The organism is Amycolatopsis australiensis (genome assembly GCF_900119165.1).
GTDB lineage: Bacteria > Actinomycetota > Actinomycetes > Mycobacteriales > Pseudonocardiaceae > Amycolatopsis > Amycolatopsis australiensis.
Window position 1 is genome coordinate 5,094,044 of the sequence record NZ_FPJG01000006.1, and the last position, 26,340, is coordinate 5,120,383.

The 26,340-nt window shown below is 73.3% G+C and carries 27 protein-coding genes and 2 pseudogenes; 20 read left to right on the plus strand and 9 right to left on the minus strand.

Going from position 1 to position 26,340, the window contains the following annotated elements:
• The first annotated feature begins 2 nt into the window (after positions 1-2).
• The 4 genes and pseudogenes from BT341_RS25140 to BT341_RS47930 all read left to right on the plus strand — a co-directional run bounded on the left by BT341_RS25140 (position 3) and on the right by BT341_RS47930 (position 3,068).
• A complete protein-coding gene (locus BT341_RS25140) occupies positions 3-1,145 on the plus strand; it encodes a type III PLP-dependent enzyme (RefSeq protein ID WP_072478618.1) in 1,143 nt (380 codons plus the stop codon).
• The gene (gene speD / locus BT341_RS25145) at positions 1,138-1,506 is read left to right on the plus strand and encodes an adenosylmethionine decarboxylase (protein ID WP_072478619.1); all 369 of its coding nucleotides are present in this window, start codon (positions 1,138-1,140) and stop codon (positions 1,504-1,506) included. Before BT341_RS25140 ends, speD begins: the two co-directional genes overlap by 8 nt.
• Positions 1,497-2,369: a spermidine synthase gene (locus tag BT341_RS25150; protein WP_072478620.1), complete on the plus strand. Its 873-nt coding sequence runs from the start codon at positions 1,497-1,499 to the stop codon at positions 2,367-2,369. The genes speD and BT341_RS25150 overlap by 10 nt, the downstream gene beginning before the upstream one ends.
• A gap of 163 nt (positions 2,370-2,532) precedes the next feature.
• Positions 2,533-3,068, plus strand: a pseudogene (locus BT341_RS47930) (DUF4360 domain-containing protein).
• A gap of 338 nt (positions 3,069-3,406) precedes the next feature.
• Here BT341_RS47930 and BT341_RS25160 read toward each other — a convergent pair.
• Positions 3,407-3,841 (minus strand): MarR family winged helix-turn-helix transcriptional regulator, encoded by a 435-nt coding sequence (locus tag BT341_RS25160; RefSeq protein ID WP_072478621.1) that lies wholly within the window; start codon positions 3,839-3,841, stop codon positions 3,407-3,409.
• Between the two features lie 74 nt (positions 3,842-3,915).
• Here BT341_RS25160 and BT341_RS25165 point away from each other — a divergent pair.
• Positions 3,916-5,981: pseudogene (locus BT341_RS25165) on the plus strand (MMPL family transporter).
• A gap of 502 nt (positions 5,982-6,483) precedes the next feature.
• Here the strand turns inward: BT341_RS25165 and BT341_RS25170 are convergent.
• The 3 genes from BT341_RS25170 to BT341_RS25180 form a co-directional block, all read right to left on the minus strand.
• Positions 6,484-6,882: an ATP-binding protein gene (locus BT341_RS25170; RefSeq protein ID WP_072478622.1), complete on the minus strand. Its 399-nt coding sequence runs from the start codon at positions 6,880-6,882 to the stop codon at positions 6,484-6,486.
• A gap of 282 nt (positions 6,883-7,164) precedes the next feature.
• On the minus strand, positions 7,165-8,334 hold the full coding sequence (locus BT341_RS25175; RefSeq protein ID WP_072478623.1) for a VanZ family protein: 1,170 nt from the start codon (positions 8,332-8,334) through the stop codon (positions 7,165-7,167).
• Between the two features lie 75 nt (positions 8,335-8,409).
• Positions 8,410-8,604 (minus strand): antitoxin, encoded by a 195-nt coding sequence (locus tag BT341_RS25180; protein ID WP_072478624.1) that lies wholly within the window; start codon positions 8,602-8,604, stop codon positions 8,410-8,412.
• 209 nt (positions 8,605-8,813) lie between these two features.
• Between BT341_RS25180 and BT341_RS25185 the strand changes: the two genes are divergently transcribed.
• The 4 genes from BT341_RS25185 (at position 8,814) to BT341_RS25200 (ending at position 13,098) form a co-directional block, all read left to right on the plus strand.
• Positions 8,814-9,227: a PPOX class F420-dependent oxidoreductase gene (locus tag BT341_RS25185; protein WP_072478625.1), complete on the plus strand. Its 414-nt coding sequence runs from the start codon at positions 8,814-8,816 to the stop codon at positions 9,225-9,227.
• A gap of 93 nt (positions 9,228-9,320) precedes the next feature.
• Positions 9,321-11,000 (plus strand): alkaline phosphatase family protein, encoded by a 1,680-nt coding sequence (locus BT341_RS25190; RefSeq protein ID WP_072478626.1) that lies wholly within the window; start codon positions 9,321-9,323, stop codon positions 10,998-11,000.
• A gap of 328 nt (positions 11,001-11,328) precedes the next feature.
• Positions 11,329-12,450, plus strand: coding sequence for a S1 family peptidase (locus tag BT341_RS25195; RefSeq protein ID WP_072478627.1), 1,122 nt, complete (start codon positions 11,329-11,331; stop codon positions 12,448-12,450).
• A 99-nt stretch (positions 12,451-12,549) separates the two neighbouring features.
• Complete coding sequence (locus BT341_RS25200) at positions 12,550-13,098, plus strand: dihydrofolate reductase family protein (RefSeq protein WP_072478628.1); 549 nt, start codon at positions 12,550-12,552, stop codon at positions 13,096-13,098.
• Here the strand turns inward: BT341_RS25200 and BT341_RS25205 are convergent.
• Both BT341_RS25205 and BT341_RS25210 read right to left on the minus strand, forming a co-directional pair.
• Positions 13,095-13,685, minus strand: coding sequence for a TetR/AcrR family transcriptional regulator (locus BT341_RS25205; protein ID WP_072478629.1), 591 nt, complete (start codon positions 13,683-13,685; stop codon positions 13,095-13,097). The genes BT341_RS25200 and BT341_RS25205 overlap by 4 nt on opposite strands.
• A 4-nt stretch (positions 13,686-13,689) precedes the next feature.
• On the minus strand, positions 13,690-14,559 hold the full coding sequence (locus tag BT341_RS25210) for an alpha/beta fold hydrolase (RefSeq protein ID WP_072478630.1): 870 nt from the start codon (positions 14,557-14,559) through the stop codon (positions 13,690-13,692).
• Between the two features lie 157 nt (positions 14,560-14,716).
• Here BT341_RS25210 and BT341_RS25215 point away from each other — a divergent pair, with 157 nt between their 5' ends.
• Together BT341_RS25215 and BT341_RS25220 are read left to right on the plus strand one after the other, a co-directional pair.
• Complete coding sequence (locus BT341_RS25215) at positions 14,717-15,475, plus strand: D-Ala-D-Ala carboxypeptidase family metallohydrolase (RefSeq protein ID WP_072478631.1); 759 nt, start codon at positions 14,717-14,719, stop codon at positions 15,473-15,475.
• A gap of 362 nt (positions 15,476-15,837) precedes the next feature.
• On the plus strand, positions 15,838-16,353 hold the full coding sequence (locus tag BT341_RS25220) for a VOC family protein (RefSeq protein WP_072478632.1): 516 nt from the start codon (positions 15,838-15,840) through the stop codon (positions 16,351-16,353).
• Here the strand turns inward: BT341_RS25220 and BT341_RS25225 are convergent.
• Positions 16,350-16,775, minus strand: coding sequence for a DoxX family protein (locus tag BT341_RS25225; protein ID WP_072478633.1), 426 nt, complete (start codon positions 16,773-16,775; stop codon positions 16,350-16,352). The genes BT341_RS25220 and BT341_RS25225 overlap by 4 nt on opposite strands.
• A 375-nt stretch (positions 16,776-17,150) precedes the next feature.
• Here BT341_RS25225 and BT341_RS25230 point away from each other — a divergent pair, with 375 nt between their 5' ends.
• The 5 genes from BT341_RS25230 (at position 17,151) to BT341_RS25250 (ending at position 21,274) form a co-directional block, all read left to right on the plus strand.
• Entirely contained in the window at positions 17,151-17,840 is a 690-nt protein-coding gene (locus tag BT341_RS25230; protein ID WP_072478634.1) for a TetR/AcrR family transcriptional regulator, read from the plus strand.
• On the plus strand, positions 17,837-18,931 hold the full coding sequence (locus BT341_RS25235) for an FAD-dependent oxidoreductase (protein ID WP_072478635.1): 1,095 nt from the start codon (positions 17,837-17,839) through the stop codon (positions 18,929-18,931). The genes BT341_RS25230 and BT341_RS25235 overlap by 4 nt, the downstream gene beginning before the upstream one ends.
• Positions 18,932-18,947: 16 nt before the next feature.
• Complete coding sequence (locus BT341_RS25240; protein WP_245805097.1) at positions 18,948-19,646, plus strand: alpha/beta fold hydrolase; 699 nt, start codon at positions 18,948-18,950, stop codon at positions 19,644-19,646.
• A 24-nt stretch (positions 19,647-19,670) separates the two neighbouring features.
• Positions 19,671-20,936 (plus strand): PucR family transcriptional regulator, encoded by a 1,266-nt coding sequence (locus tag BT341_RS25245; protein ID WP_072478636.1) that lies wholly within the window; start codon positions 19,671-19,673, stop codon positions 20,934-20,936.
• A gap of 86 nt (positions 20,937-21,022) precedes the next feature.
• Positions 21,023-21,274, plus strand: coding sequence for a hypothetical protein (locus BT341_RS25250; RefSeq protein WP_245805098.1), 252 nt, complete (start codon positions 21,023-21,025; stop codon positions 21,272-21,274).
• Between the two features lies 1 nt (position 21,275).
• On the opposite strand, the gene BT341_RS25255 is transcribed toward BT341_RS25250, so the two are convergent.
• Positions 21,276-22,181 carry a LysR family transcriptional regulator gene (locus tag BT341_RS25255; RefSeq protein ID WP_072478637.1) on the minus strand — a complete coding sequence of 302 codons (906 nt, stop codon included), beginning with the start codon at positions 22,179-22,181 and terminating at the stop codon, positions 21,276-21,278.
• Positions 22,182-22,302: 121 nt separating this feature from the next.
• Between BT341_RS25255 and BT341_RS25260 the strand changes: the two genes are divergently transcribed.
• From BT341_RS25260 to BT341_RS25275, 4 genes are all read left to right on the plus strand, one after another.
• On the plus strand, positions 22,303-23,019 hold the full coding sequence (locus BT341_RS25260; protein WP_072478638.1) for a type 1 glutamine amidotransferase domain-containing protein: 717 nt from the start codon (positions 22,303-22,305) through the stop codon (positions 23,017-23,019).
• Positions 23,020-23,023: 4 nt separating this feature from the next.
• Positions 23,024-23,659, plus strand: coding sequence for an NAD(P)H-dependent oxidoreductase (locus BT341_RS25265; RefSeq protein ID WP_072478639.1), 636 nt, complete (start codon positions 23,024-23,026; stop codon positions 23,657-23,659).
• Between the two features lie 91 nt (positions 23,660-23,750).
• Positions 23,751-24,059 (plus strand): hypothetical protein, encoded by a 309-nt coding sequence (locus BT341_RS25270; protein ID WP_143168638.1) that lies wholly within the window; start codon positions 23,751-23,753, stop codon positions 24,057-24,059.
• Positions 24,056-25,408 carry a MiaB/RimO family radical SAM methylthiotransferase gene (locus tag BT341_RS25275; RefSeq protein WP_072478641.1) on the plus strand — a complete coding sequence of 451 codons (1,353 nt, stop codon included), beginning with the start codon at positions 24,056-24,058 and terminating at the stop codon, positions 25,406-25,408. Before BT341_RS25270 ends, BT341_RS25275 begins: the two co-directional genes overlap by 4 nt.
• Here the strand turns inward: BT341_RS25275 and bla are convergent.
• Positions 25,392-26,282, minus strand: a complete 891-nt coding sequence (gene bla / locus BT341_RS25280) for a class A beta-lactamase (RefSeq protein WP_072478642.1) — start codon at positions 26,280-26,282, stop codon at positions 25,392-25,394. The genes BT341_RS25275 and bla overlap by 17 nt on opposite strands.
• Between the last annotated feature and the right edge of the window lie 58 nt (positions 26,283-26,340).

Here is a 26,340-nt window from a genome sequence, read left to right on the forward strand (position 1 = left end):
CCGTGCGCGCCGACCCCCTTCACCGGTTCCTCGACGAGCGGAACCCGCCGACCCCGTGCCTCGTCGTCGACACCGACGCCGTCGCGGCCCGGGCGCGCGAGTTCCGCTCGGTGTTCCCCGGCGCGCTGATCCGCTACGCGGTGAAGGCCAATCCGGCGCCGCCGGTGCTCGACGCGCTGGTGGCCGCCGGGATCGGCTTCGACGTCGCCGGGCCCGCCGAGCTCGCGCTGTGCCTCGAACGCGGCGCGGACCCGGCCGGCCTGGCGTACGGCAATCCGATCAAGAAGCCGCGCGACATCGCCTTCGCGTTCGAGCGCGGGGTCCGGGAGTTCACCTCCGACGCAGCCGCCGACGTCGACCACCTGGCCCGGCACGCGCCGGGTTCGGCGGTCTCGATCCGCGTCGTGCTCGACGCGCCGGACTCGGTGACGCCGTTCGGCCGGAAGTTCGGCTGCGAGCCGGCCGAGGCACTGGACCTGGTGCTGCGTGCGGCCGCGCGCGGGCTGCGGCCCGGCATCGCCTTCCACGTCGGCTCGCAGCAGCCGGACCTCGCCGCCTGGGAGGTCGGGATCGCGACGGCGGCGAAGCTGTTCGCCGAAGCCGCCGCGCAGGACGTCGAACTGACGCGGCTCAACCTCGGTGGCGGCTTCGCGACCGCCCACCGGAACGCTGTCCCGCCGCTGGCCGCGTACGCCGCGACGATCGCCTCGGCGCTCGACACGCATTTCCCGGCGGGCCGGCCGGACCTGCTGCTGGAGCCGGGCCGGGTGCTCGTCGCCGACGCCGGTCTCCTGCGCACCGAGGTCGTGCTCGTCGCGTGGCGTGGCGAGCGGCGCTGGGTGTACCTCGACATCGGCCGCTACAACGGCCTGGCCGAAGCCGAGAACGAGGCGATCGCCTACCGGTTCGAGCCGGTCGGCGGCCACGACGGCCCGTGGGGCCCGGTGGTCCTCGCCGGCCCGACCTGCGACGGCGACGACGTGCTCTACCAGCGGACACCGTACGAGCTGCCGCTGGCCCTGCGGACCGGCGACCGGCTCGACCTGCCGGGCACCGGCGCCTACACCGCCAGCTACGCGTCGGTGGGCTTCAACGGGATCGAGCCGCTGCGCACCTACTGCGTCGGGCGGTGGGGCGATGCCTGAGATCGGCCGGTTCGCCGGGCGGCACGTGCTCGCCGAGCTGCACGGCGTCGACCCGGGCCTGCTCGACGACGCCGCCCGGCTCGGGGAGCTGCTGCGGGCGGCGGTGACGGAGGCGGGCGCGACGGTCGTCGACGTCGTGGCCAAGCGGTTCGCGCCGCAGGGCGCCACGGTGATCGCGCTGCTGGCCGAGTCGCACGCGTCGGTCCACACCTATCCCGAGCACGGTTCGCTGTTCGCCGACGTGTTCACCTGCGGCGAGCGCGCCGACCCCGAGCACGCGCTGCGGTTGCTGGCGAAGTCGCTGGACGCCGCCGCGGTCCACCTGTCCGTCCTGCACCGGGGAGAACGCCGATGCCCTTGATCCACGAGCCGGTCGGCCCCGGCCTCACCCGCGTGTGGGAGGTCGGCGACGTGCGGTTCCACGCGCGCACGCCGTTCCAGGACGTACTGATCGGCAAGACCGCGCAGGGGATTTCGCTCTTCTGCGACGGTGAGCGCCAGAGCACCGAGGCCAGCCAGCTCGTCTACCACGAGGCATTGATGGTCCCGGCGCTGCTGCTGGCCGAGCAGGTCCGCCGGGTCCTGGTCGTCGGCTCGAGCGAGGGTGTCGCCGCCCAGCTCGCGGTGGCGGCCGGAGCGTCCCTCGTCGACCACGTCGACATCGACGAGCAGGCCGTGCGCGCCTGCGCCGAGCACCTGCCGTACGGCTACAGCCCGGAGGACCTCGAACGGGCTTCGCGGGGCGAAGGACCGGTCCGGGTGTCCTTCGAGGACGGCTGGGCCTTCCTGGCCGCGGCCGAAACCCGTGGGGACACCTACGACGTCGTCGTCATCGATCTGCCGGACGAAAACGCTGACCCGGCGGCCCAGCACAATCGCTTGTACGGCAAGGACTTCCTCGGCCGCTGCGCCCGCCTGCTCGCGCCCGGCGGAGTCGTGACCTGCCAGGCCGGCTGCCCGACGCTGTGGCGCAACGAGACACTGCTCGCCTCGTGGCGGCGGTTCCGCGAGGTGTTCGGGACGGTGCTGTACTTCGGCTCCGACGAGCACGAATGGGCCTTCCTGTCGGGCCGGGCCGACCACGTCGACGAGCCCGGCGCGCTGGTGGCGCGGCGGTTCGCCGAGCGGGGGAGCGGCGCGGCGACGCTCGACGCGGAGGCGCTGCTCGGGGGTGCGACACCGCCGTATTCGCTTCGCCACGGCGGTGGTCCGGACCACTCGTGACCGGCGATCGTCCGCCACTTCCGGCCGATAATCGGTGAATGCGCGGGAAATGGATTCCCGTACTCCGCGTTGCCGTGTTACTCCGTTCAGTGGCCGTCGAAAAGGTTGCGATCGCGCTACGACCCGCTCGGCGCGCGATCATCGTGATCACCAGGCCGAAAAGATCACGCTCGACATCAAGACCGGCAACGGGTCCGGCTGCCCGGCGGGTACGGCCGCCGCATCGGCCGACGTCGCGCCCGACAACACGTCCTTCACGGTGCACTACACGAACTTCACGGCCAAGGCCGGTGGCGGCGCCTCGGCGCTCGACGCCAGGAAGAACTGCCAGATCAACGTCCTCGTCCACGTGCCACCGGGCTTCACGTACGCGATCGCGGAGGCGGATTACCGCGGCTTCGCGCACCTCGAAAACGGCGCGAGTGCGGTGGAGCAGGCGAACTACTACTTCACGGGAACGGCGCCGACGGCCCGGGTGCGGCACACGTTCCCCGGCCCGTTCCACGGCGTGTGGCGGGCGCGGGACACCACCGACGTCGCGGAACTGGTGTTCGCGCCGTGCGGCGAGGATCGCAACCTGAACATCAATGCGGAACTGCGTGCGAACGCGGGCACGTCATCGGGAACGAGTTACATCGAATGGATTCCGAACACGCGAGCGTGGACACCATTTACCACTTCGCGTGGAAGACCTGCTGAATTGCCGGTCGGCGCCCGCTCGTCGCCACTCGCGGCCGGTGAGCCGATTTCGTCGCGCCGCTTCAAGCCGCTTCGCCGCCTGGCTGGAGGGCGTGTGACCGGCACGGCCCGCTGCCGGCCTGCGGAAGTCGGCGTGCCGGATTCGCCGGCGCTGCCCGCTCGCTCCCGGTCGTCACCCGCCGGTCGGCGGGCGTTCGCCCTTGGCGAGGGGCATCGGGGCGCATCGTCGCTCGAACCGCTCCATCAGCACGGTAGCGATCAGGAGGGCCACTGGGGTGCTCACCGCGATCCACATGTCCTAAGACCTACCCAGCCCGGGAAGGTCTCAATCGCCGGCGTCACCCGTCGGTGGACAGCTGGGTGATGAGTTCCAGCAGGCTCGCGCGGAACGCGGCATCGTCGCCGAGCACGCCCAGGAGTGCCGGCTCCGCGCGTACCGCCCGGTCGTGGGCCGTCCGGCCTTCGTCGGTCAGCCGGGTGAGCTGCCGCCGGGCGTCGGCCGGGTCCGGTGACCTCGTGACGAACCCCGCCTTGACCAGCCGGTCGAGTGTGCGGCTCATCGTCTGGTCGGTGACCTGGCAGCGACGGGCCAGCGTCCGCTGGGGGAGCGGGCCCTCCCGCAGCGTGTGCAGCGCGATCAGCCCCGCGTGGGTGAGACCCATTCCGCCGAGCACGGCCACCCAGCGTTGCTCCACCAGCCGGGCGGCCACGGCGAGCAACCGGCCTGTCGGCCAGGTACTCAGGTCGGATCCGTGGGTCGTGCTCACCGTCACTCCGAGTCGTCGTGCAGAATGTTCAGCGTGCTGAACAATTGGGCGTGTTCACGCTCGAAGGGACCTTAGCGACCATGACCGACCACCCGCGCCGCCTCCGGTGGCTGATCCCCGCCCTCCTGGTGATCGCCTGGCTCGTGGTCGGCGGGTTCGGTGGCCCGTTCGCCGGCAAGCTGAGCGAAGTCGCGAAGAACGACAACGCGGCCTTCCTGCCGCGGTCGGCGGAAGCCACCGAGGTCTCCGACGAGCAGAAGGCGTTCAGCCCGCGTCAGGTGCTGCCGGCGACCGTGGTCGCCGAGCGCCAGTCCGGCCTGACCGCCGACGACCGCCGGTTCCTCGACGCCAAGGCGCAGGAACTGGGCCGGCTGCCCGGCGTCGCGGGCCCGCTCGGCCACCCGGAGAAGGCACCGCGGGACGACCAGGCCGTGCAGCTGGCCGTGCCGGTCCTCGCCGACGGCAACCCCGCCGACGCCGTCAAGGCCGTCCGCGCGACACTCGGCGGCGCCCCCGCCGGGCTCACCGTGCTGGTCACCGGGCCCGCCGGGCAGATCGCCGACCTGGTGAAGGCGTTCGGCGGCATCGACGGCGTCCTGCTCCTGGTCGCCGGCGGCGTGGTCGCCCTGATCCTGCTCGTCGTCTACCGCAGCCCGCTGCTGCCGTTGCTGGTGCTGCTGTCGGCGGTGTTCGCGCTGGGGCTCGCCAGCCTCGTCGTCTACCTGCTGGCCGGCCACGACGTCCTCGCGCTGAACGGCCAGAGCCAGGGCATCCTCTCGATCCTCGTGTTCGGCGCGGCGACCGACTACGCGCTCCTGCTCGTGGCGCGGTTCCGCGACCAGCTGCGTGACACGCCGAGCCGGTTCGACGCGCTGAAACTCGCCTGGCGCGCCACGCTCGAACCGATCACCGCCTCGGCGGGCACGGTCGTGCTCGGCGTGCTGTGCCTGCTGTTCAGCGACCTGAACTCGAACAAGGGCCTCGGCCCGGTCGCCGCGATCGGCATCGGCGCCGCACTGCTGGCGTCCACCACGTTCCTGCCCGCGGCGCTGGCCCTCTGCGGGCGTGGCGCGTTCTGGCCGTTCAAGCCGGCGCTCGGCTCGCCGCACCCCGAGACGTCGGGGCTGTGGGGCCGGGTGGCCCGCCTGGTCGGCCGCCGCCCGCGCGCGGTCTGGGTGGTGACGGCGCTGGTGCTCGGCGTCGGTGTCGCGTTCCTGCCGCAGCTGAAGGCGTCCGGCACCGCGCAGTCGGCCGTCTTCCTCACCCAGGTCGAGTCCGGGACCGGGCAGGAGGCCCTCGGCAGGCACTTCCCGGGTGGCCTGGGCGCGCCCGCGGTCACGATCGCCGACGCCGGCGCGGTGCCCGCGGTCCTCAAGGCGTCGCAATGGACGGCGTCGCGCGCTCGTTCCCGCTCCCGGGCCCGGACGGCGCGCCGAAGGTGGTGAACGGCCGGGTGCAGATCCTCTCCGTGCTGACCGATCCGGCGGACTCCGAGGCGGCGGTCGCGACCGTCGGCAGGCTGCGCGAAGCGGTGCACGCGGTGCCCGGCGCGAACGCGAAGGTCGGCGGCCCGACGGCGATCCAGCTCGACACGCAGGAAACCTCGAAGCGCGACCGCGCGCTGATCATCCCGATCGTGCTGCTGGTGATCTTCCTGGTGCTGGCCCTGCTGCTGCGGGCGCTGCTGGCCCCGCTGCTGCTGATCGCCACGGTGGTGCTGTCGTTCGCGGCGACGATGGGCGTGTCGGCGCTGGTGTTCAACCACGTCCTGGACTTCCCGGGCGCGGACCCGGTGGTGCCGCTGTTCGGGTTCGTGTTCCTGGTGGCGCTGGGCATCGACTACAACATCTTCCTGATGACGCGAGTGCGCGAAGAGGCACTGAAGCGGGGCACGCGCGAAGGGACGTTGCGCGGGCTTTCCCTGACGGGCGGGGTGATCACGTCGGCGGGAGTCGTGCTGGCGGCGACGTTCTCCGCGCTCGCGGTCATCCCGATCCTGTTCCTGGCGCAGATAGCGTTCATCGTCGCGTTCGGCGTGCTGCTGGATACGCTGCTGGTGCGGTCACTGCTGGTACCGGCACTGACCATCGACGTCGGGCGGCGCATCTGGTGGCCGTCCGCGCTGGCCGGGAAAGGCGCATCGTGAATCCGGTTGCCCGTCTCGACGTCGACCACTGCGGCGGCCTGCCCGGCTTCCGGGACGCGGCCCTTGCCGAGGCACCGGGCTTCCGCTACCGCCCCGCGCGCTGGCGCACGGCCCGAAGTGGCAGGCCTACGCCCCGCCGTCGACGCCGACATCCGGCTCGTGCCGCTCGGCGGGCACACCGCCGGCCACGCCGGGGTGGCCGTGCCCGGCGACACGCGGTGGCTCCTGCACCGCGGGGGACGCCTACTACCACCGGGAACTCGACGCCGTTCCCGAGCCGCACCCAGACCTCGACGTCGTGCAGACGGCGGGGACGTGACGGTGTTCAACGCCCACCACCCGTGGGAGCCGGATCGCCTGCGGGTGTGGGAGCCGGCGGACGGCCGCGGTCAGGATCGCGGCGGTCCGGGCCAGGAACCCGGCGTCCGGCCGCGCGGCGCGGTCGAGCAGCAGCACGCCAGCGATGAACGCGGGCCGGGCCCGGCCCGCCGTGACAGCCGGGTCAGCCAGGGGCTCCGGCCGGATCCGGGTCGGTGGTCAGCTCGGCCCACAGCGTCTTGCCGCCGGCCCGGCGCAGCTGGCCCCACGCGGCTGCGCAGCGCTCCACCAGCAGCAGCCCGCGCCCGCCCTGGTCGGACGGGGTCCGGCGGCGCGCGGGCTCGCCGCCGGCGTCGTCGACCTCGATGCGCAGCTTCGCGGCACCGGTCAGCAGCCGGAGGTGGTAGGGCGCGCGGCCGTGGCGCAGCGCGTTGGACGTCAGCTCGTCGACCACCATGACCGCGGTGGTGACGACGTTCGCCGGGAAGTCCCGCAGGACCACGCGGACCCACTGCCGGACCTTGGCCAGCTCCGTGAGCTCGGCGGAGATGCCGAGCTCGTGGCGGCTGCCTCGCGGTTTCACGTCCGTCTCCTTCGCCGTGCCCGGCCCCGGGGCGGTGCCATCCCCTTCCCCATGCCCGGATCCGGGCCCGCCGGGACGGGTGTCGGCGGCGGTCATGCCGCTTCGTCCCGGACGGCGCGCACGTCGACGAGGGTTTCGGGAGACCAGCCGTCGCCGCGGGGTCGCGTTGCGTCGGTGGTCATGCGGGACTCCAGGCTGGGGATCGGGGGTGCGGGCTGACGGCTCAACCTGCTCCGGACGCAATCTACCAGCGCCGCGGCCGCCGGGCAGCGCGGTGGCCCGTCACCGTCCTTTGAGGACTTCCCGGCGCCGGGCGGGCTCGCCGGCCTGCTCCGGGGCCGGAGCCGGCGGCACGATGGCGACGTTGACCGTGCGGGTCAGCCGTTCGTAGGGGGCCCGGTGCTCGTTGTCGAGCAGCACCGCCAGCGGCGTCCAGACGCCGACGACGAACGCCGACGCGGCCAGGGCGACCGGCAGGAGCAGCTGCTCGGGGTGCCGGCCGAGGTCCCAGTGGTCCACCTCGAGCAGCAGCCAGGTCAGCCACAGCGGGGAGAGCAGGACGCCGTTGCGGACCAGCAGCGCGATCGGCCCGGCCCGGCGTCCGCCCCGGCGCGTCACGCGCAGCAGCATGGCCCGCTTGCCGGGCGTCGAGCCGGTCACCGCGGGCAGCACCACGAACCAGACGACGGCGAGGATGACGACCGGGGTGTCACGGTGCCGCAGGTCCTCGCCGAACAGCGTCAGCAGGCCGAAGAGGAAGCCGAGCAGCGCGGCGAACCCGAGCAGGTCGGTCGCGAGCGCGAACAGCCGGCGGGTGAACGTCACTTTCCCGGCGTAGCGGCGGCGGTCGTGTTCCGGTTCGAGCGCGGGCAGGAGCCGGCCGAGCGGTCCGGCGAGCAGCCAGCCCGCGACGGCTCCGGCGGTGTTGAGGATCAAGTCGTCGACGCTGAACAGCCGGTACGGGCACGGGTAGACGAACCACAGCCCGGTCAGCTGCGTCAGCTCGAAGAACAGCGAGACGCCGAAGCCGACGAGCGTCGCCGGCAGGAGGCGCATCCGCTGCGCGTAGCGGACGTAGAACCCGAGCGGCGCCAGCATCACGACGTTCAGCGCGGTGGTCCAGACCGCCGGGTTGTGCAGCAGCGCGCCGGGACTCCAGTGGCCGCGAGCGCGCTGCGAGACCACCTCGACGAAGTAGAACGGACGCAGCTGCGGGGAACTCGCGTAGGTGTGGCCCGCGCAGTAGGCCGGGTCGGCGGGCAGCGGCAGGACCGTCTGCGTCGCGATCGCCAGCAGGTAGAACAGGAACGCGTAGAACACGAACGTCGGCCACCCGCCGGCCCGGCCGCGGCGCCGGTAGCTGACGAAGGCGGCCGGCAGCATGACGGCCAGCGCGAGGAACGGGAACAGGATGAGGGCGGTCCGGACGGGGACGAGGTAGGTGGCGACCACGGAGCCGGTGGTACCCAGCCGCCGGGGGAGCCAAGCGTGGTTCCTCCCGGCGGCGAGGCGATCACCGGATCGGGATCACTGCGGGGGCGCGTCCTGCTGGCCGCCGCCCTGCTGGTGCAGGTAGTCCTTCACCTTCTCCGAGCCCTGGTCGATCTTGTCGGCGTGGTCGCCGAAGCGCTGCTTGGCGGCTTCCGCGGCCTTGTCGACTCCCTGGTCGGCCTGCTCCGGGTGCTTCCCGAGCGTTTCCTTGGCCTTGTCGAACAGATTCATCGGTCGGCCCTCCGTTCGCCAATCCGATCTTCGGACGCTTCGAGGAGACCATCGGCGTAGCGGGCCCGCAACCGAACGGCGGCCGGCACTCACCTGTCGTGGGTATTCCGGGCGCTTTCGCGGGTGAAAGCCGGCGTCCCGGGTTTGAACGGCACGAGCCCGGGTACGGGCGCCGATTCCTTTCCGGCCCCGGCCCGGTCGGTACGGGCATGACCACTTCGACAGACATCACGCTGACCGCAGCCGCCCGCGAGGTGCTCGACGGCCCGCACACCGCCGTGCTCGCGACCGCCAACGCCGACGGGCGGCCGCAGTCGTCGGTGATCTTCGTCAAGCGCGACGGCGACACCGTCGTGTTCAGCACCATCGAAGGCAGGCTGAAGACCCGCAACATGCGGCGCGACCCGCGGGTCAGCCTGCTGGTGTCGAGCCATCCCGGCCGCTGGGTCGAAGTCCGCGGCCGCGTCGAGATCACCGAAGACCCGCAGAAGGTGCTTCTGCACGAAATGTACGACCGGTACATGGGCGGGCAGACGCCGCCGCCGGAACCCGGCGCCGAGCGGCTGATCGTCCGGATCGTCCCCGAAAAGCTCTACGTCTGGCCACCCGCGGAGGGCGCGTGAACCGGCCGGGGCCCTCACCCGTATACCGGGTGAGGATCGCCGGCCCGCCGCAGGGCCGCCGGTCACCGCCGCGAACGACGACGTGAGGCCCGCATGCGTGGAACAACCGGTCCGACGGCACCGGCCGCGACCCTGCCCGACTTCGGGCTGCCCCGGCCCGGCGGGCGGCACGCCGTCGCCGACCGGGTCCTGACCGTGCTCGCGGCGGTGCTCGTGCTGTTCGCGTTGCTCGCGCCGGACGACCTCACGGCGTTCTCCGGCGGGGCGCTCGTGCGCGTACCGGTCGAAGGGCTCATCGTCGCCGCGTTCGCGCTGGTCTTGCCGCCGCGGCCGCGGCGGGTCGTCGCGGTGGCCGTCGGAGTGGTCCTCGGGCTGCTCGTCGTGCTCAAGGCGCTCGACACCGGCTTCTACGCGACGCTGGAGAAGCCGTTCGACCCGGTTTACGACTGGAGCTTCTTCGGCGCCGGGGTGGAGTTCCTCGCCGGCCAGATCGGCGACGCCGGCGCGGTCGCCGCGCTGGCCGGGGCCGCGCTCCTGGCGGTGGCCGTCGTCGTGCTCATGGTGCTGGCGATGCTGCGGCTGACCCGGGTCGCCGCCGGGCGGCGGACCGGGGCGACGCGCGTGGTGGCCGTCCTCGGCGTGGTCTGGATCGCCTGCTCGGTGTCCGGCGCCGAAATCGCGCCGGGGCAGCCGGTCGCCGCGCAGAGCGCCGCGGCGCTGGCCTACGGCGACCTGCGCCAGGTGAGCGCGGACCTGCGCGAACAGCGCCCGTTCGGCGAGGTGGCCGCGGCAGACGCGTTCCGGGACACCCCGGGCGACCGGCTCCTGAACGGGCTGCGGGGCAAGAACGTCGTGCTCACCTTCGTCGAGAGCTACGGCCGCATCGCGCTCGACGACCCGGCGTTCGGGCCGGAGATCGGCGCGACGCTCGACGCGGGCACGGCGCAGCTGCGGGCGGCGGGCATCGGGGCCAAGAGCGCGTTCCTGTCGTCCTCGACGTTCGGCGGCGGCAGCTGGCTCGCGCACTCGACCGTGCAGTCCGGGATGTGGATCGACAACCAGCAGCGGTACGACGACCTGCTCGGCAGCGACCGGCTGACCCTCGGCGGCGCGTTCCAGCGGGCCGGCTGGAAGACCGTCTGGGACGTGCCGGCGCACACCAAGGACTGGCCCGAGGGGCAGAAGTTCTACCACCCGGACGCCTACTACGACGCCCACCACGTCGGCTACCGCGGCCCGGGGTACGCCTACGCGACCATGCCGGACCAGTTCACGCTCGCGACGCTGCAGCACACCGAGCTGGCCGAAGCCGGGCAGCGGCCGGTGATGGCGGAGGTGGACCTCGTCTCCAGCCACGCGCCGTGGTCGCCGCGGCCCTGGCTGGTCGACTGGAACCAGGTCGGCGACGGCTCGGTGTTCGCGCCGCAGCCGGGCGCCGGCGAGGCGCCGGAGTCGGTGTGGAAGGACCCGGCGAAGATCCGCGACGCCTACCGCGACGCGACCGACTACTCGTTGCGGACGCTCATTTCGTTCGTGCAGCACTACGGCGACGACAACCTGGTCCTCGTCTTCCTCGGCGACCACCAGCCGCCGGTGGTCACGCCGCAGGGCGCGGTGCACGACGTGCCGATCACGCTCGTCGCCAAGGACCCGAAGGTGCTGGACCGGATCGCCGGCTGGGGCTGGTCGGACGGCCTCCGCCCGGCCGCGCAGGCCCCGGTCTGGAAGATGGACTCCTTCCGCGACCGCTTCCTCTCCGCGTTCGCCCGCTGAGGGTCCTCTCGCGACACTCGCGGGAGCGGCGGAGGGTACGGACATGCACGTCCGCTGCCCGGCAGACTCCGGTTCCGGCCCGTGCCGACCCGCCCGTGCTGTACTTGGTCCAGACCTTCGTGGCGCGGCCGGATCAGCCGGTTCGCGCCCGTTCGCGTGTCCGGAAAGTGTTGCCGCACAAGAGTTGCAGATTATCGGTCCGTTGTGGACAGTCGTTCGCCTCCGCGAATTCCGGACAGAAGACCGGACAAATCTGGACCGGCTCCGGGGCGCGCCCGCACACTCGGCGCACGGTGTGTTTCTTTCCCCCTTCCCCGGAGGAGACCTCATGCGTCGAAGAATCGCTCTCGCCCTCGGCGGCGCCGCCGTCCTCACCGCGAGCCTCGCGTCCGCCTCGCTCAGCCCGGCCGCCGCGTCGCCGGGGCTGATCGCCGCCATGCAGCGGGACTTCGGCCTGACCGCCGCCCAGGCCGAAACCCGGCTCGGGCAGGAGGTGACCGCCGCGCGGGTGCTGCCCGCCGCGCAACGGGCCGCCGGTGCCGCGTTCGGCGGCGCCTGGTTCGACCCGGCGCTGGGCAAGCTCGTGGTCGGCGTGACCGACCCGGCCGCGGCCCCCGCCGTGCGTCAAGCCGGTGCCGAGCCCGCCGCCGCCCGCGTCAGCGCGGCGGAACTGGACGCCACGAAGGCCGCGATCGACGCCTCGGCCAAGGCGGACCCCGCCCCGGCGGCCGTCAGCGGCTGGCGCGCCGACCCGCGTGCCGGCAGCGTCGTGGTCACCGTCCGGCCGGGCGCGCACGGCGCCGACGTCGACGCCTTCCTGGCCCGTGCGGCGAAAGCCGGCCCGGTCACGGTGGCCACCGCCCCGGCCGCCCGGCCGTTCTCGGCCGGCACCGTCGGCGGCGACCCGTACTACATCAACGGGAACACGCGCTGCTCGATCGGCTTCTCCGTCCAGGGCGGCTTCGTCAGCGCGGGCCACTGCGGCGGCGTGGGCAGCTCGGTCGTCGGCTGGGACGGCTCGGCGATGGGCACGTTCGCGGGCTCTTCCTTCCCCGGCAACGACTATTCGTTCATCCGCATCGGCAACGGCTGGTGGACCGCGCCGGTCGTGCTCGGCTGGGGCACGGTCAGCGACGCGCTCGTCCGCGGGTCGTGGGTCGCCCCGGTCGGGACGTCGGTGTGCCGCTCGGGCTCGACGACGCACTGGCACTGCGGCACGGTGGAAGGCCTGAACGAGACGGTCAACTACGCCCAGGGCGCGGTCTACCAGCTGACCCGCACCACCGTCTGCGCCGAGCCCGGCGACTCGGGTGGCTCGTTCATCACCGGCGACCAGGCCCAGGGCGTGACGTCGGGCGGCTGGGGCAACTGCAGCTCCGGCGGGGAGACGTGGTTCCAGCCGGTCAACGAGATCCTGCAGACCTACGGCCTGTCGCTCGTGACCGCGTAGGAGCCGCGAATCCGGCGGCGGCCGATGAATCCGGCGGCCGCCGCCGGTAGGTACCGGTGACCGCGCCACCGGGGCGCGGCGGAACCACCGGGAGCAGACATGAGCGTGATCGTCGTCGAGTTCGTCACCCTGGACGGGGTCGCGGAGGACCCGGACGGTTCCGGCGGCACCGCCACCGGCGGCTGGGCGTTCCGGCACGGGCCGGAGGCGGTGGCGGGGGACAAGTTCCGGCTCGGCGCCAAGCTCGACACGGGCGTCCTGCTGCTCGGCCGGACCACCTGGGAGCTGTTCGCGAAGCTGTGGCCCGGGCGCACCGGCGAGTTCCCGGACCGGCTGAACGCGGCCGCGAAGCTGGTCGCCTCGCGGACCCTCCACGACGTGTCGGCGTGGCAGAACTCCGAGCTGCTGTCGGGCGATCTCGTCGACGCGGTGCGGCGGGAAGAACGCGACGTGATCGTCATCGGCTCGCTGGGCATCGCCCGGGAGCTGGCCGGCCACGGCCTGGTCGACGAGTACCGCCTGCTCGTGTTCCCGAGCCTGGTGGGCCAGGGCAGGCGGTGGTTCGAGGGTTCGGCACCCGCCGACCTGCGGCTCGTGTCGAGCACGCAGGTGGGCGCCGGGGTGCTCAGCACCTACCGGACGCGCTAGGTCCGCAGGAGGCTCGCGAACCAGCCGGCCAGCACCTGCTGGACCTCGGCGCGCGTGCGCGCGGGATCGTCGGACGCGGCGATCATCCTCGCCGCTTCCATCACCGCGCTGAGCGCGAGCTGGGCCTGGGCGCGGACGGGCGTCTCCACGATCAGCCCGTCCGCCCTGGCCTGCTCGAGCAGGGTGACGATCAGGCCGAGGCCGTGCTCGGCCTCGATCTCGCGCCAGGCGTCCCAGCCGAGCACGGCGGGTGCGTCCGTGAGCGAGATGCGGCGGACGTCCTCGCGCAGGCAGGCGTCGAGGAACACGCCCAGCGCCTGGGTCATGCCGGTCAGCGGGTCCGCGCCGCCGGCGAACGCCGCCTCGATCTCCTCGGTCAGCTCGCGTTCCAGCTCTTCGACGACGGCGCGGAACAAGCCCTGCTTGTCGGCGTAGTGGTGGTACAGCGCGCCCCGGGTGACTCCGGCGGCGCGGGTGATCTCGTCCGCCGGCACGGCCTGGTAGCCGCGGGCGGCGAACAGCTCGCGCGCGGCGGCGACCAGGGCGGCCTTCGTGCCGGCGGAACGGTCCTGCTGGGTACGTCGCACCCGCCTAATCTGCCATGACGCCCGCGAACTCCGTGATGTGCCCGGCCAGCGCCGCGGGCTGGTCTTCGGACACGAACGTGTACGAGTCCGGGATCTCCACGAGCCTCGCGTCCGGCAGCAGTGCGGCCAGCCGGTGCGCCAGCCTGATGGGGAACAGCTTGTCCTCCGGCGCCCACGCGAGCAGCACCGGCCGGTCGAACGCGCGCAGGGCCCCGGCCGCGGCCAGCGTGTGCCGCGGGTGCACGTCCCGCAGCAGCTTCCGCAGGTCGCGGCGCACGCCGGCGGACTTCCGCAGCGGCGAGAGGTACGCCTGCGCGACGGCGTCCGGCAGCGGCCGCTTGACCACCCAGCCGAAGAGGAACGGCAGCGGGTACAGCGCCCGGAACCGCAGCAGCCGGCCGAGCAGGGCCATCGAGCCGGGGAGCCGGGCGAGCAGCGGCAGCGGCTTGAAGATCGGCGGGAAGAAGTACTCGAAGCAGTCCGACGGCGTGAGCACGACCCGCCCGACCCGTTCCGGGCGCCGGCTGAGCATGATCTGCGTCAGCGCGCCGCCGGTGTCGTTGGCGACGAGCGTGACGTCGTGCAGGCCGAGCGCATCCAGGAAGTCCGCGATCAGGTCGGCGTTGCCGGTGGGGGAGAGGTCGGCGCCGGCGCGCATCGGGATGTCGTGCGAGCCCAGCGGCAGGTCGGGGGCGAGGCAGCGGAACCCGGCCGCGGCGACGTCCGGCACCACCTTCCGCCACAGCTCGGCGTTCGTCAGGACCCCGTGGACGAACACCACCGGCGCGCCTTCGCCCCGTTCGAAGTACCGCACCTCGCCGGCCGGCAGCCGGATCCGGTGCTCCTGCCCGAGGGATTCGCTGCGTATCGTCATGCGCCGAGAATACGTACATGGTGTATGTATGTAAACGTCGTGAGGAATTCACGAGGCGCCGGCGGCGGCCGTCCGGCCGCGTGGCGGGTGTTGGCGGATGTTTGGCCGTCCGGTGTGTCCTGCGGGCCCCTGTCGCCGAGCGCCCACGGAGGACGCGATGAGCCCGTCCCGTTTCGACCGCCGCACGCTGCTCAAGTCCGGTCTCGTCGTGGCCGGCGGCGTCGCGGCGATGACCGCGTTCCCCGCGGCCGCGGACGCCTACTCGTGGCCGTCTTCGCTGCGGTCCGGCTCGACCGGTGCCGCGGTGAAGGAGCTGCAGATCCGCGTCGCCGGCTGGGCCGCCGACAGTCCGAAGCAGACGTATGTCGCCGCCGACGGCGAGTTCGGCCCGGGGACGGCGGCCGCCCTGACCCGCTTCCAGGCCGCGAACCACCTGCCCGCCGACGGTGTCGCCGACGCCGACGACTTCGCCGCGCTGAATGCCCTGGAGTCGGCCGACGGCTCGACCGCGCACTTCGAGTGGAGCGAGTTCACCTCGGACGACGGCACCGGGTTCGGCGGCGGGAAGGTCGGCGCGGCGACGGTCAAGGAGAACGTCCGGCGGCTGATGTACAAGCTGGAAGCGTTGCGGCACAAGGCGGGCGGCCGGGCGATCACGATCTCGTCGGGGTTCCGCAGCATCGCGCACAACCAGGCGGTGGGCGGGGCGTCGAACAGCATGCACCTCTACGGTGTCGCCGCGGACATCTACGTCAGCGGCCTGACCACCCGGCAGGTCTACGTCCTCGCCGAGGCCTGTGGCTTCTCCGGCCTGGAGCGGTACACGCTCTCCGACGCCCACCAGCACGTCGACAGCCGGGTCGAGTACCCGTACGGCTCGCAGAGCTGGTGGTGGGAGAGCGGCACGGTCGGCTGAGCCGGCGCGGTGATGCCCCGGACGTGGCTTCGGGGAAAGGTCGGATCCGGGGGCATCACCGCCCGCGGGACGGCTGACACGGCGTCCTGCGGTGGACCCACCCTACGAACCGCCGTCGCGCCTGACCAGGGCCTCGATGCGGTGTCGAAGGTTTGTCGCCCGGTCGGTCACCGGACGTACCGAGAGTGGGTCTCGGTGACGGTTTCCCCGGGGCCGGTTCGTCCGGGGACGGGACAGCCCGCCGTCACCGAGGACCGAAGAAAGGGTGTGGCACCAGGTCGCCGAAGGGCGGGGTGAGCGACCGCGTTCGTGCTACCATTCAGTTGAAACTTCAACCGATTGCGTGCCGCGCGGGAGTCCCGATGTCGATCTTTCGCCTCAACCACGCCGTGCTGTACGTCCGGGATCTGGCCGAAAGCGTCGCGTTCTACCGGGACGTGCTGGGCTTCGACTACATCGAGGGCGGCGACGCGCACCGCGGCGCGGCCTTCCTGCGCGCCCCCGGGTCGGCCAACGACCACGACCTCGGCCTCTTCGAGCTCGGCGCGCGCGCCGCGGATCCGGGCGCCGGGAAGACCTCGGTCGGGCTCTACCACCTCGCGTGGGAGGTCGACACGCTCGGTGATCTCGAACAGCTCGCCGGCCGCCTGGCCGCGGCCGGCGCGCTCGTCGGCTCGTCCGACCACGGCACCACGAAGTCCCTCTACGCGAAGGACCCGGACGGGCTCGAGTTCGAGGTCGTCTGGCTCATCCCGCGTGAGCTGCTGACCGACGAGGACCGGGCGAAGAGCGCGGCCATCGGCCGGCTCGACCTCGCGGCCGAGCTGGCGAAGTACGGGCCCGGCGCGCGCAGCGGCGTCGGGATCTCCCGCGCCTAGGCCGGGACGCGGCCCCGCGCCGGCTCCGCGTCGCGGTGCCGCACCGGCAGGTTGCCGAGCGCGAACCGGCCCGGGCCGACGAACGCGATGAGCAGCAGGCTCCAGCAGAACAGGGCCGCCGCCTCGCCGCCGTTCTGGATGGGGAACAGGCCGGCCGGCTGGTGCACGGTGAAGTAGGCGAAGGCCATCGAACCGGAGCCGAGCACGGCGGCCGGCCGGGCGGCCAGCCCGAAGCAGACGAGCGCGCCGCAGACGAGCTGGATCACCGCGGCCCACCAGCCCGGCCACGTCCCGACCGCGGTGGGCGCCTTCGCCCCGAAGAGGCCGAACAGCGTCTTGAGGCCGTGGCAGGCGAACAGGAAGCCGATGACGATGCGGTAGAGCCCGATGACGTGGTCGCGGGCCGGGTCCAGGCGGGACATGGTGCCTCCGGTGAGGGGTGCGGGCGGCCTCGACCCGGCCGGCGGGGCGGCCGGCCACTGCGGATCGAGGTGATCAGCTATACCGCCCGTGCGGAAATCACACACCCTTCTAAAGTCGCTTAACCGGTTTTCCGGCGGAGCAATTTCGGCCGTCTGCCGCAATGGTCTGGACCAGGTTGTTTGCCTTGTGGTAGAACGGGAAACCGCCGGACGGGTGATCTTGCCGTTGTGGTCCAGACCAGTGGTGGAGCTGGTTCGTGTTTCGCGTTTGTTTCCGATTCTTTTCGGCCTGGCGAACCGGTTGCTGCCGTCCGGGTGGTGTGACGCACATCCCACGAACATGTTCGTGACGAACATGTTCGTTACCGTGGGGGCATGACACCGGAACGCACCCACAGCCGCCGGGAGCGGCCCGCGAAACCCGCGCTGACCCGCGAGGGCATCGTGGCCACCGCCGTCGCCGTCATGCGGGCCGAAGGCGTCGAGCGCGTCACCATGCGCCGGCTCGCCAAGGAGCTCGACACCGGCCCGGCGTCGCTCTACGTCTACGTCAAGGACACCGAGGAACTGCACGCCGCCGTGCTCGACGAGCTGCTGGCCGAAGTGGACTTCGGCGGCACGGGTGACTGGCGCGAACGCCTGTGGGCCGTGCTCGACTCCTACCGGGCCGTCCTCTTCGCGCACCCGAGCCTGGCCCGGGTGGCGCTGGTGACCCGGCTGAGCGGGCCGCACTACCTCGCCCTCGTCGAAGCCGTCCTCGCGCTGCTCGACGAAGGCGGCATGGCGTCGGGACAGGCCGCCTGGGCGGTCGACGTGCTGCTGCTGACCGCCACGGCGACCGCCGTCGAGCACGGCACCCGCCGGGAGAAACCCGGCGCCGCTCACGAGCATGAGGCCATGGTCGATTCCCTCGCGACCGCGTCGCCGCGGCAGTACCCGCACATCGCCGCGCTGGCCGCCGACCTGGTGTCCGGCCCCGGCCCGGCCCGCCTGCGGTGGGCCTTCGACGCGCTGCTGAACGGCGCGCTCGCCACTCCGCGCCCCGGACCGGAGGAAACCCGATGACCACCATCGGCATCGTCGGCGGGGGCCTGGGCGGTCTCACCCTCGCCCGCGTCCTGCACACCCACGGGATCGCCTCGACCGTCTACGAACTGGACGCCTCGCCGACGGCCCGCGACCAGGGCGGAACGCTCGACCTCCACGAGGAATCCGGCCTGCGTGCCCTCGCCGAAGCCGGCCTGAGCGAGGCGTTCCGCGAGGTCGCCCGCGAAGAAGGGGAGGCGCTGCGCATCCTGGACCGCCACGGCGTCGTCCGCTTCGAAGAGACCGCCGAAGCGGCCGGGGGCACCCGGCCCGAGGTGGACCGCGGGGCGCTCAAGCGGATCCTGGTCGCCTCGCTGCCGGACGGTACCGTCCGGTGGGGTGCCAAGGTGACGGCGGTGTCGGCCGGGCGGATCACCATCGACGGCGGCGAAGTCGTCGAGCCCGACCTGATCGTGGGCGCCGACGGCGCGTGGTCGAAGGTCCGGCCGCTGCTTTCGGACGCGGTGCCGGTCTACTCCGGACTGTCCTTCGTGGAAGCGAACCTGTCCGATGTGGACAGCGCACACCCGGCCGCCGCCGCGCTGGTCGGTCCCGGCACGATGTTCGCCCTGGCCGCCGGAAAGGGCCTGATCGCCCAGCGCAACGGCGGCGGCCGCATCCGCGTGTACGCCGCGGTGGAGACGGGGGACCTCGCCGCGGTCACGGAGCTGGCCGATCACCACCGGCTGCTCGAGGTGTTCGCCGACTTCGACCCCGGCCTGCGCGCGCTGATCGAGGAGAGCGACGAGAGGTTCGTCGCGCGCCCGATCCACGCCCTGCCGGTCGGGCACCGCTGGGAGCGGGTGCCCGGCGTGACCCTGCTCGGCGACGCCGCGCACCTGATGTCGCCGTTCGCGGGCGAGGGCGCGAACCTCGCCATGCTCGACGCGGCGGAGCTGGCCCTCGCCCTGGCTCGTCACGAAGACGTCGAAAGCGCCCTCTCGGCCTACGAAGCCGCGCTGTTCCCGCGAGCCGCGGAAGCGGCCCGCGAATCAGCCCGCAACCTCGAAGCCTGCTTCCGGCCCGACGCGCCCGCCGCGCTGGTCGAGCAGATGCTGGCCCACTCCTGAGCGAAAGGACCCGACCATGACCCGCACCCTGCGCCCACACCCGGGACTGGAGATCACCCTCGCCGACACCGGCGGCGGCGACCGGACCGTGCTCGTCCTGCACGGCGGCGCCGGGCCGCGCGGGGTCGAGCCGGTCGTCGCGCACTTCGCGCCGGACTCCCGCGTCCTGGCGCCGACGCACCCGGGCTGGGCCGGCACGCCGCGCCCGGACTGGTTCACCGGCGTCGACGACCTCGCCGTCACCTACCTCGACCTGCTGGACGACGAGGACGCCGAAGACGTCGTCGTGGTCGCCAGCTCCTTCGGCGGGTGGGTCGCGGCCGAAATGGCCGTCCGCGACCGCGGGCGCCGGCTCGGCAGGCTGGTCGTGCTCGACGGCATCGGCCCGGAGATCGAGGGGCACGCCGTCGACCTGCCGCAGCCACCGCCCGGCGCGCCCGGGCCGGATCCCGCCGACATGGCCGCCCTGCGGTCCTACGCCGGGCCGCGGCCGGCCGACCCGAAGCTGCTGCGTCGGCTGGCGCGCGTGCGCATCCCGGTGCTGGCGATCTGGGGCGAGGACGACGTCGTCGTCCCGCCGGAGTTCGGGAAGGCCTACGCGGCGGCGTTCGCCGACGCACGGTTCGAGGTCGTGCCGGGCGCCGGGCACGTGCCGCACGTTCAGGCCCCGGCCGAAACGTTCCGCCTGATCGACGAGTTCCTCGGCCGGGCTTGATCGAAGACCCCGTAAGGTGGCTCCATGGTGGACGAAGAAGCCGTCTCGGAGCGCATCCGGCAGATCGCCGGCACCCTCGCGGGCCGCGCGGGCGAGCTCACCGGCGAGCTGGTCCAGCTGTACGCGGCCGATCTCCCGCAGCTGGTCAACGACGACGAGCGCATGGTCAGCCTGCTGTCGGCGAGCGTCTACCAGAACATCGAGACGGCCCTGCAGATCTTCCAGCACGGCATCGACCCCGCGACCGTCGAGCCGCCGGCCGCGGCCATGGAGTACGCGCGGCGGCTGGCGCAGCGCGGCACGCCGGTGTTCGACCTGATCCGCGCGTACGACCTCGGGCAGGCCGCGATGCTCGACTTCGGGTTCCAGGAGTGCATCCGGCTGGTCGACGACGCCGCGCTGCTGGGGGCCATGATGCGCCGGCTGCTCAAGGTCGCCTACGAGTTCATCACGCGGGTGGTGCGCCAGCTCGTCGGCGTCTACCAGGACGAACGCGACAAGTGGCTGCTCAACCGCAGCGCCGCCCGGGCGGCGAAGGTGCTGGACCTGCTGAGCGAGAACGGCGGCCCGCCCGACGTCGACGCGGCCGAGGCGGTGATCGGCTACCGGCTGCGCGGCCGGCACGTGGGCATGATCGTCTGGCACGCGTCGGAGGCCTTCGCCGACGACGTGCTGTCGCTGCTGGAATCCGTCGCGGGCGCGGTGCTCGAACGCGTCCAGGGGCACGGCCGGCCGCTGTTCGTCCCGCGTGACGAGGCCGGCGCGTGGGTGTGGCTGCCGCTCGCGCCCGGCGCGTCGGTCCGCCGCGAGCACCTCGACGCGGTGCTGGCGGAGGCCGAACCCGGGGTGCGCGTGACGGTCGGCGACCCCGGCACGGGCGTCGCCGGCTTCCGCGACACGCACCAGCAGGCGCGCCGGGTGCACGCGCTGGCGCTGGCCGCGGGGGAGCACTGCGACCGGGTGCTGACCTTCCGCGAAGTCGGCACGGTGGCGTTGATGGCGAGCGACCTCAACGCGGCCCGGCTGTGGGTCGCGAGCACGCTCGGGCCGCTGAGCGCGGACGACGAGAACTGCGGGCGGCTGCGCGACACGCTGCGCGTGTTCCTCGCCTCCGGCGGCAGCTACACCGCCGCGGCGGCCGAGCTGACGATGCACAAGAACTCGGTGCAGTACCGCGTCCGCAAAGCGCAGGAGCTGCTGCCGCGCGGGCTCACCGACAGCCGCCTGGACGTCGAGCTGGCCTTGAACCTGTGCCGCCGGCTCGGGGCGGCGGTGCTGTCCGCGGCGTGACTTTGGTGCCGCGGACCACCGGTGCCGAAGATCGTTGGGTCGCGGGCACGAAGCCGTGCTGGGCCGTTCGGCCTAGGTTTTCCGCTATGGGTGAGAACGGTGGGATGCTCGCGCTGGTGCGGCTTCGCCGAGGTGTCGTCGGCGAGAGCAGACGCGTCTGCCACCTGATCCCCGTGCCCGGGGCGGGCGCGGTCCCGTCCCGCCTGACCGCGCTGTGCGGCGAGTCGATCTTCCCCGGCGAAGCCGAGGTGCTGGACGGGCTGCGCGGGATGCCGTGCCACGCCTGCCTGATGGAGAGCGCGCCGCCGGGGCCGGGCCTGCTGGCCGACGCGGGCTGACTCAGACCGTGCCCCAGGCTTTGGCGCGTTCGAGGAGGCGGTCGCGGACCAGGGTGACCGCCGGGCGCGGTGGTGTGCCGGTTCTCGTCACCAGGTACCAGGTGTTGAGCGGCGCCACCGCGGGTTCGTGGACCGGTTCCACCGAACCGGCTTCGAGCGCGCCGGCCGCGATGTAGCGCGGCAGCACCGTCGCGCCCGCCCCGGCCACCACCGCCGCCAGGATCGCGCGCAGGTCCGGCACCACCACCGCGACCCGGTTCGGCGGGCGGCGGCCGAACTCGCTGCGCCAGTAGCGGCGGATGATCGGCAGCTCGTCCGCGTAGGCCACCAGCGGCAGGTGGGCCAGCGCCGCGACCGGCTCGGCCGCGAGCCGCGCCGGGTCGACGCTGCGGACCAGCGCTGGTGCCGCCACCAGGACGAACTCCTCGTCGATCATCGGCGTGGCGATCAGCGCGCGGTCGCGGGGCCGGACCGACGACACGACCAGGTCGAGCCGCGCCGCCGCGAGTGCGGCCAGCAGTTCGTCCGCGAGGCCGAGCGTCACCGACAGCCGCAGGCCACGCGTGGTGAGCGGGGTGAGCGCCGGCAGGATCCGGGCCGCCATCGCGTCGCTCGCGCCGCCGAGCGCCACCCGGTCGAGCGGGACGGCGGCATCGCCGTCGCCGGCCAGCGCGCCGCGCAGCTCGTCGATGCGCGTGCCGATCCGCGCGGCCAGCTCCACGGCCCGCGCGGTCGGCGCCGCGCCGTGGCGGGACCGCGTGAACAGCGTCTCGCCCAGCTCGTTCTCCAACCGGGACAGCTGGCCGGTGACGGCCGGCTGGGTCAGGCCCAGCTCCGCCGCCGCGGCCGAAAGGGAGCCACGGCGGTAGACCGCGAGGAACGTGCTCAGCAGATCCAGACTTGGCACGCAAGCCACCTTCCATAAGCAATGTTATGGATCGTAGCGGCCGGCGCGGACTACCGGGGACACCCGGCGCGGTTGACCGGAGCGTGCGGGACAGCGGGTCCCGCGGACAAGGAACTCAGTGATGGCACGGATTCTCCTGATCGTCTCGGCCGCCGATCGGCTGCGGCTCGCCGACGGCACCGACCACCCGACCGGCTTCTGGGCCGAGGAGGCCGCCGAGCCGCACCGCGTGCTCACCGAGGCCGGGCACCACGTCGACGTGGCCACGCCGGGCGGACGGCGGCCCTCGGCCGACCCGATCAGCCTCGACGAGCGGGGCGGCGTCGACCCGGCAGCGGCCGCGCGGTACCGCGCCCACCTCGACGCGGTCGAAGGGCTGGCCTCGCCGCTGACCCTCGCGGACGTCGCCGTCGAAGACTACGACGCCTTCTTCCTGCCCGGCGGGCACGGGCCGATGGCGGACCTGACCGACGACCCCGCGCTGGGACGGCTGCTCGCCGCCGCGGACGCCGCGGGCAAGGTCGTCGCCGCCCTCTGCCACGGGGTCGCCGGGCTCCTCGCCGCCCGCCGCGACGACGGCTCGTTCCCGTTCGCCGGCCGCACGATGACGGCGTTCAGCGACGAAGAGGAGCGGCTGGGCGGCCTCGGGGACAAGACGCCGTTCTTCGTCGAGTCCCGGCTGCGCGAGCGCGGCGCCGTCGTGACGCCCGGGGCGGCCTGGTCGAGCACTGTCGTCGTGGACGGGAACCTCGTCACCGGCCAGAACCCGCAGTCCAGTGTGGACACCGCGGCGCGGGTGGTGCGGGCGCTGGCGTCCGGAGCGCGCCTGGCAAGCTGACGCGGTGACCGACGAACCGGCGTCCCGGCCGGTGGTGGTGCTGGTGGCCCACCCCCGGCCGGGGAGCTTCAACCAGGCGCTGGCCGCCCGGGTCCGCGACACGCTGACCCGCGCCGGGCGCCCGGTGTGCTTCCACGACCTCTACGCCGAAGGCTTCGACCCGGTGCTCACCGCCGATGAGGCCTACACGAGCGGGACCCGGGCGGAGGAGTTCCTCGCCGCCGAACCGGATCCGCTGGTGCGGCGCCACCGCGACGAGCTGCGCGCGGCCGGCGGGCTCGTCGCGATCCACCCGAACTGGTGGGGCAAGCCACCCGCGATCCTCAGCGGCTGGCTCGACCGGATCCTCGTGCCCGGCGTCGCCTACCGCCTCGACGACGCGGGCGGCGCGCCGGAGTCGCTGCTTTCGCTGCGCCGGCTGCTGGTCGTGAACACCTCCGACACGCCCGAAGACCGGGAGCGGACCCTGTTCGGCGACCCGCTCGACGCGATCTGGCGGCGTTGCCTCGCGCCCTACCTCGGCGAGCCGGAGGTCGCCCGGCTCGTGCTGCGCGTGGTCGCCGACGCCGGCGAAGAGCGCCGGGCGGCCTGGCTCGACGACGTCGAAGCCGAGGTCCGGCGCCTGTTCGGTGGTCACTGACCGGTTCCGGCCACTTCCCGTGAAGTCCTTGAGCCGGTTTCGCGCCGCGTGCGATTCTCGGGCCGCATCGGCAGTGACCCGAGGGGGAACCGTGAGCATGCTGGAGCGGATGGCCGAAGAACGCCGCCGCCGCCGGGAAACCACCCCGGAGGCACCGGCCGGCCGGCAGTGGGGCACGTGCGTGGGGATCCACGACGTCGGCGATCGGCGCCGGAAGGTGGCCCGGGTGCTGCTCGCGAGCGGCCTGGTGATCACCGCCTACCTGCCCCTCGACGCGGTGGTGCCGTCGGTCGACTCGCCGGTGCTGGTACAGATCAGGGCGATCGGTGACCGGCCGCCGGGCGGCGCGGTGGTCGTGAGCGACGAACCGCCGCCGCACGGCGAGATCGTGGCGCGCTGACCGCCGTGCGCACCGTCTCACTGGTGACGCTGGGCTGCGCGCGCAACGAAGTCGACTCCGACGAGCTGGCCGCCCGGCTCGGCGAGTCCGGCTGGCGCGTCGCCGCTCCCGGGGTCAGCGCCGACGTCGTCGTGGTGAACACCTGCGGTTTCATCGAAGCGGCGAAGAAGGAGTCCATCGACGCCGTCCTCGCCGCCGCGGGCCAGGGCGCCAAGGTCGTCGCCGTCGGCTGCCTGGCCGAGCGTTACGGCCGCGAACTGGCCGACGCGCTGCCGGAAGCCGACGCGGTCCTGTCGTTCGACGACTACTCGCGGATCGGCGAGCGCGTCGCGGACGTCGTGCGCGGGCACGCACACCCGGCGCACACCCCGCGCGACCGCCGGAAGCTCCTGCCGATCACGCCGGCCGAGCGGCCCGCCGCGACCCCCGGGCGCGGTCCGCGCGTGCTGCGGCACCGGCTCGGCGGCGGCCCGGTGGCCTCGCTGAAGCTGGCATCGGGCTGCGACCGGCGCTGTTCCTTCTGCGCGATCCCGAGCTTCCGCGGCGCGTTCGTGTCACGCCCGCCCGCCGAGGTACTGGCCGAGGCCGAGTGGCTGGCCGGCCACGGCGTCCGGGAGCTGGTGCTGGTGAGCGAAAACTCGACGTCGTACGGCAAGGACCTCGGCGACCTGCGGGCGCTGGAGAAGCTGCTGCCGAAGCTCGCCGCCGTCGCCGACCGGGTCCGGGTGACCTACCTTCAGCCGGCCGAGCTGCGTCCGGGCCTGCTCGAGGTGATCGCCGGGACGCCCGGCGTCGCGCCGTACTTCGACCTGTCGTTCCAGCACGCGAGCGGCCCGGTGCTGCGCCGGATGCGCCGGTTCGGCGACCGGGACCGGTTCCTGGGGCTGCTCGGGCAGATCCGGGCGGCGGCGCCGGATGCCGGCGTGCGCTCCAACTTCATCGTGGGCTTCCCCGGCGAGACCGACGCCGACTTCGCCGAGCTGAAGCTGTTCCTGGAGCAGGCGCGGCTGGACGCGGCCGGCGTGTTCGGTTATTCGGACGAGGACGGCACCGAGGCCGCGGGCCTGCCGGGCAAGGTGCCGGCCCCGGTACTGGCCGAGCGCGTCGAGGAACTGTCGGTGCTCGCCGAGACCGTGGTTTCCCGCCGGGCGGCGGACCGCGTCGGCACGCGCACCGAGGTGCTGGCCGGGCCCGGCGGGCGCGGCTGGGCGGCGCACCAGGGCCCCGAGGTCGACGGGCACGTGACGTTCCGCGGCGTCGCGCCGGAGCCGGGTTCGCTGGTCCGGGCGGAAATCGTCGGCACCCGCGGCGTCGATCTCGAAGCGCGCGTCGTCACCCAAGAGCGCTGAAGGCCAGCTTCGCCGCTTCCGCGATCAGGCGGTCGTCGTGCGGCGCGTCCTGGGTCTTGCGGTCGGACATGACGACCAGGACGATCGGCGCGCGCCCGGGCGGCCAGACGACGGCGATGTCGTCGCGCGTCGCGTAGCCACCGGTGCCGGTCTTGTCGGCGACGGCCCAGCCGGCCGGCGCACCCGCGCGGATCAGGGCGGCGCCGGTCGTGTTGGCCCGCATCGTGTCGGTCAGCACCTGCCGCTTCTCCGGCGGCAGCGCGTCGCCGAGGGTGAACGCGCGCAGGCCGCGGGCCATCGCGCGCGGCGTGCTGGTATCGCGGACGTCGCCCGGGGCGAGGTCGTTGAGGCCGGGTTCGACCCGGTCGACGTGCGTGGTGGTGTCGCCGACCCCGCGCAGCGCGGCGGCGAGCCCCGGCGGGCCGCCCAGTTCCCGGAACAGCAGGTTCGCGGCGGTGTTGTCGCTGTAGCGCAGCGCCGCGTCGATGGCGTCGCGCAGGGAGATCCCGGTGGTGACGTGCTGTTCGGTGACGGGGGAGTTGGGCTGCAGGTCGGTGCGGGTGTAGTTCAGTATTTTGGCGAGCCCGTCGAGGCCGGTCCGCTGGAGGACGGCGGCGGAGGAGAAGGCCTTGTGCGTGGAGGCGTACCCGAAGCGCTCGTCGGCGCGGTGAGCGACTTCGCGGCCGGAGCCGGTGTCGACGGCGTACAGGCCCAGACGCGCGTCGAAGTCGTGTTCCAGCGGCGCGAAGTCCGGGGCCGCGACGGTTCGCGTCGGTGCCGTAGGCGGCGGGACCGGGGCTTGGGCGGCGCAGGCGGTCAGCGACCCGAGGGCGAGCACGGCGAGCGCGGCCCGCCGGGCGTGGAGGAACGGCACAGCGCTTCCTTCCGGTTTTGATCGGCAGTCGCGGTCTGACCGGGTCCGGAAATCGGTT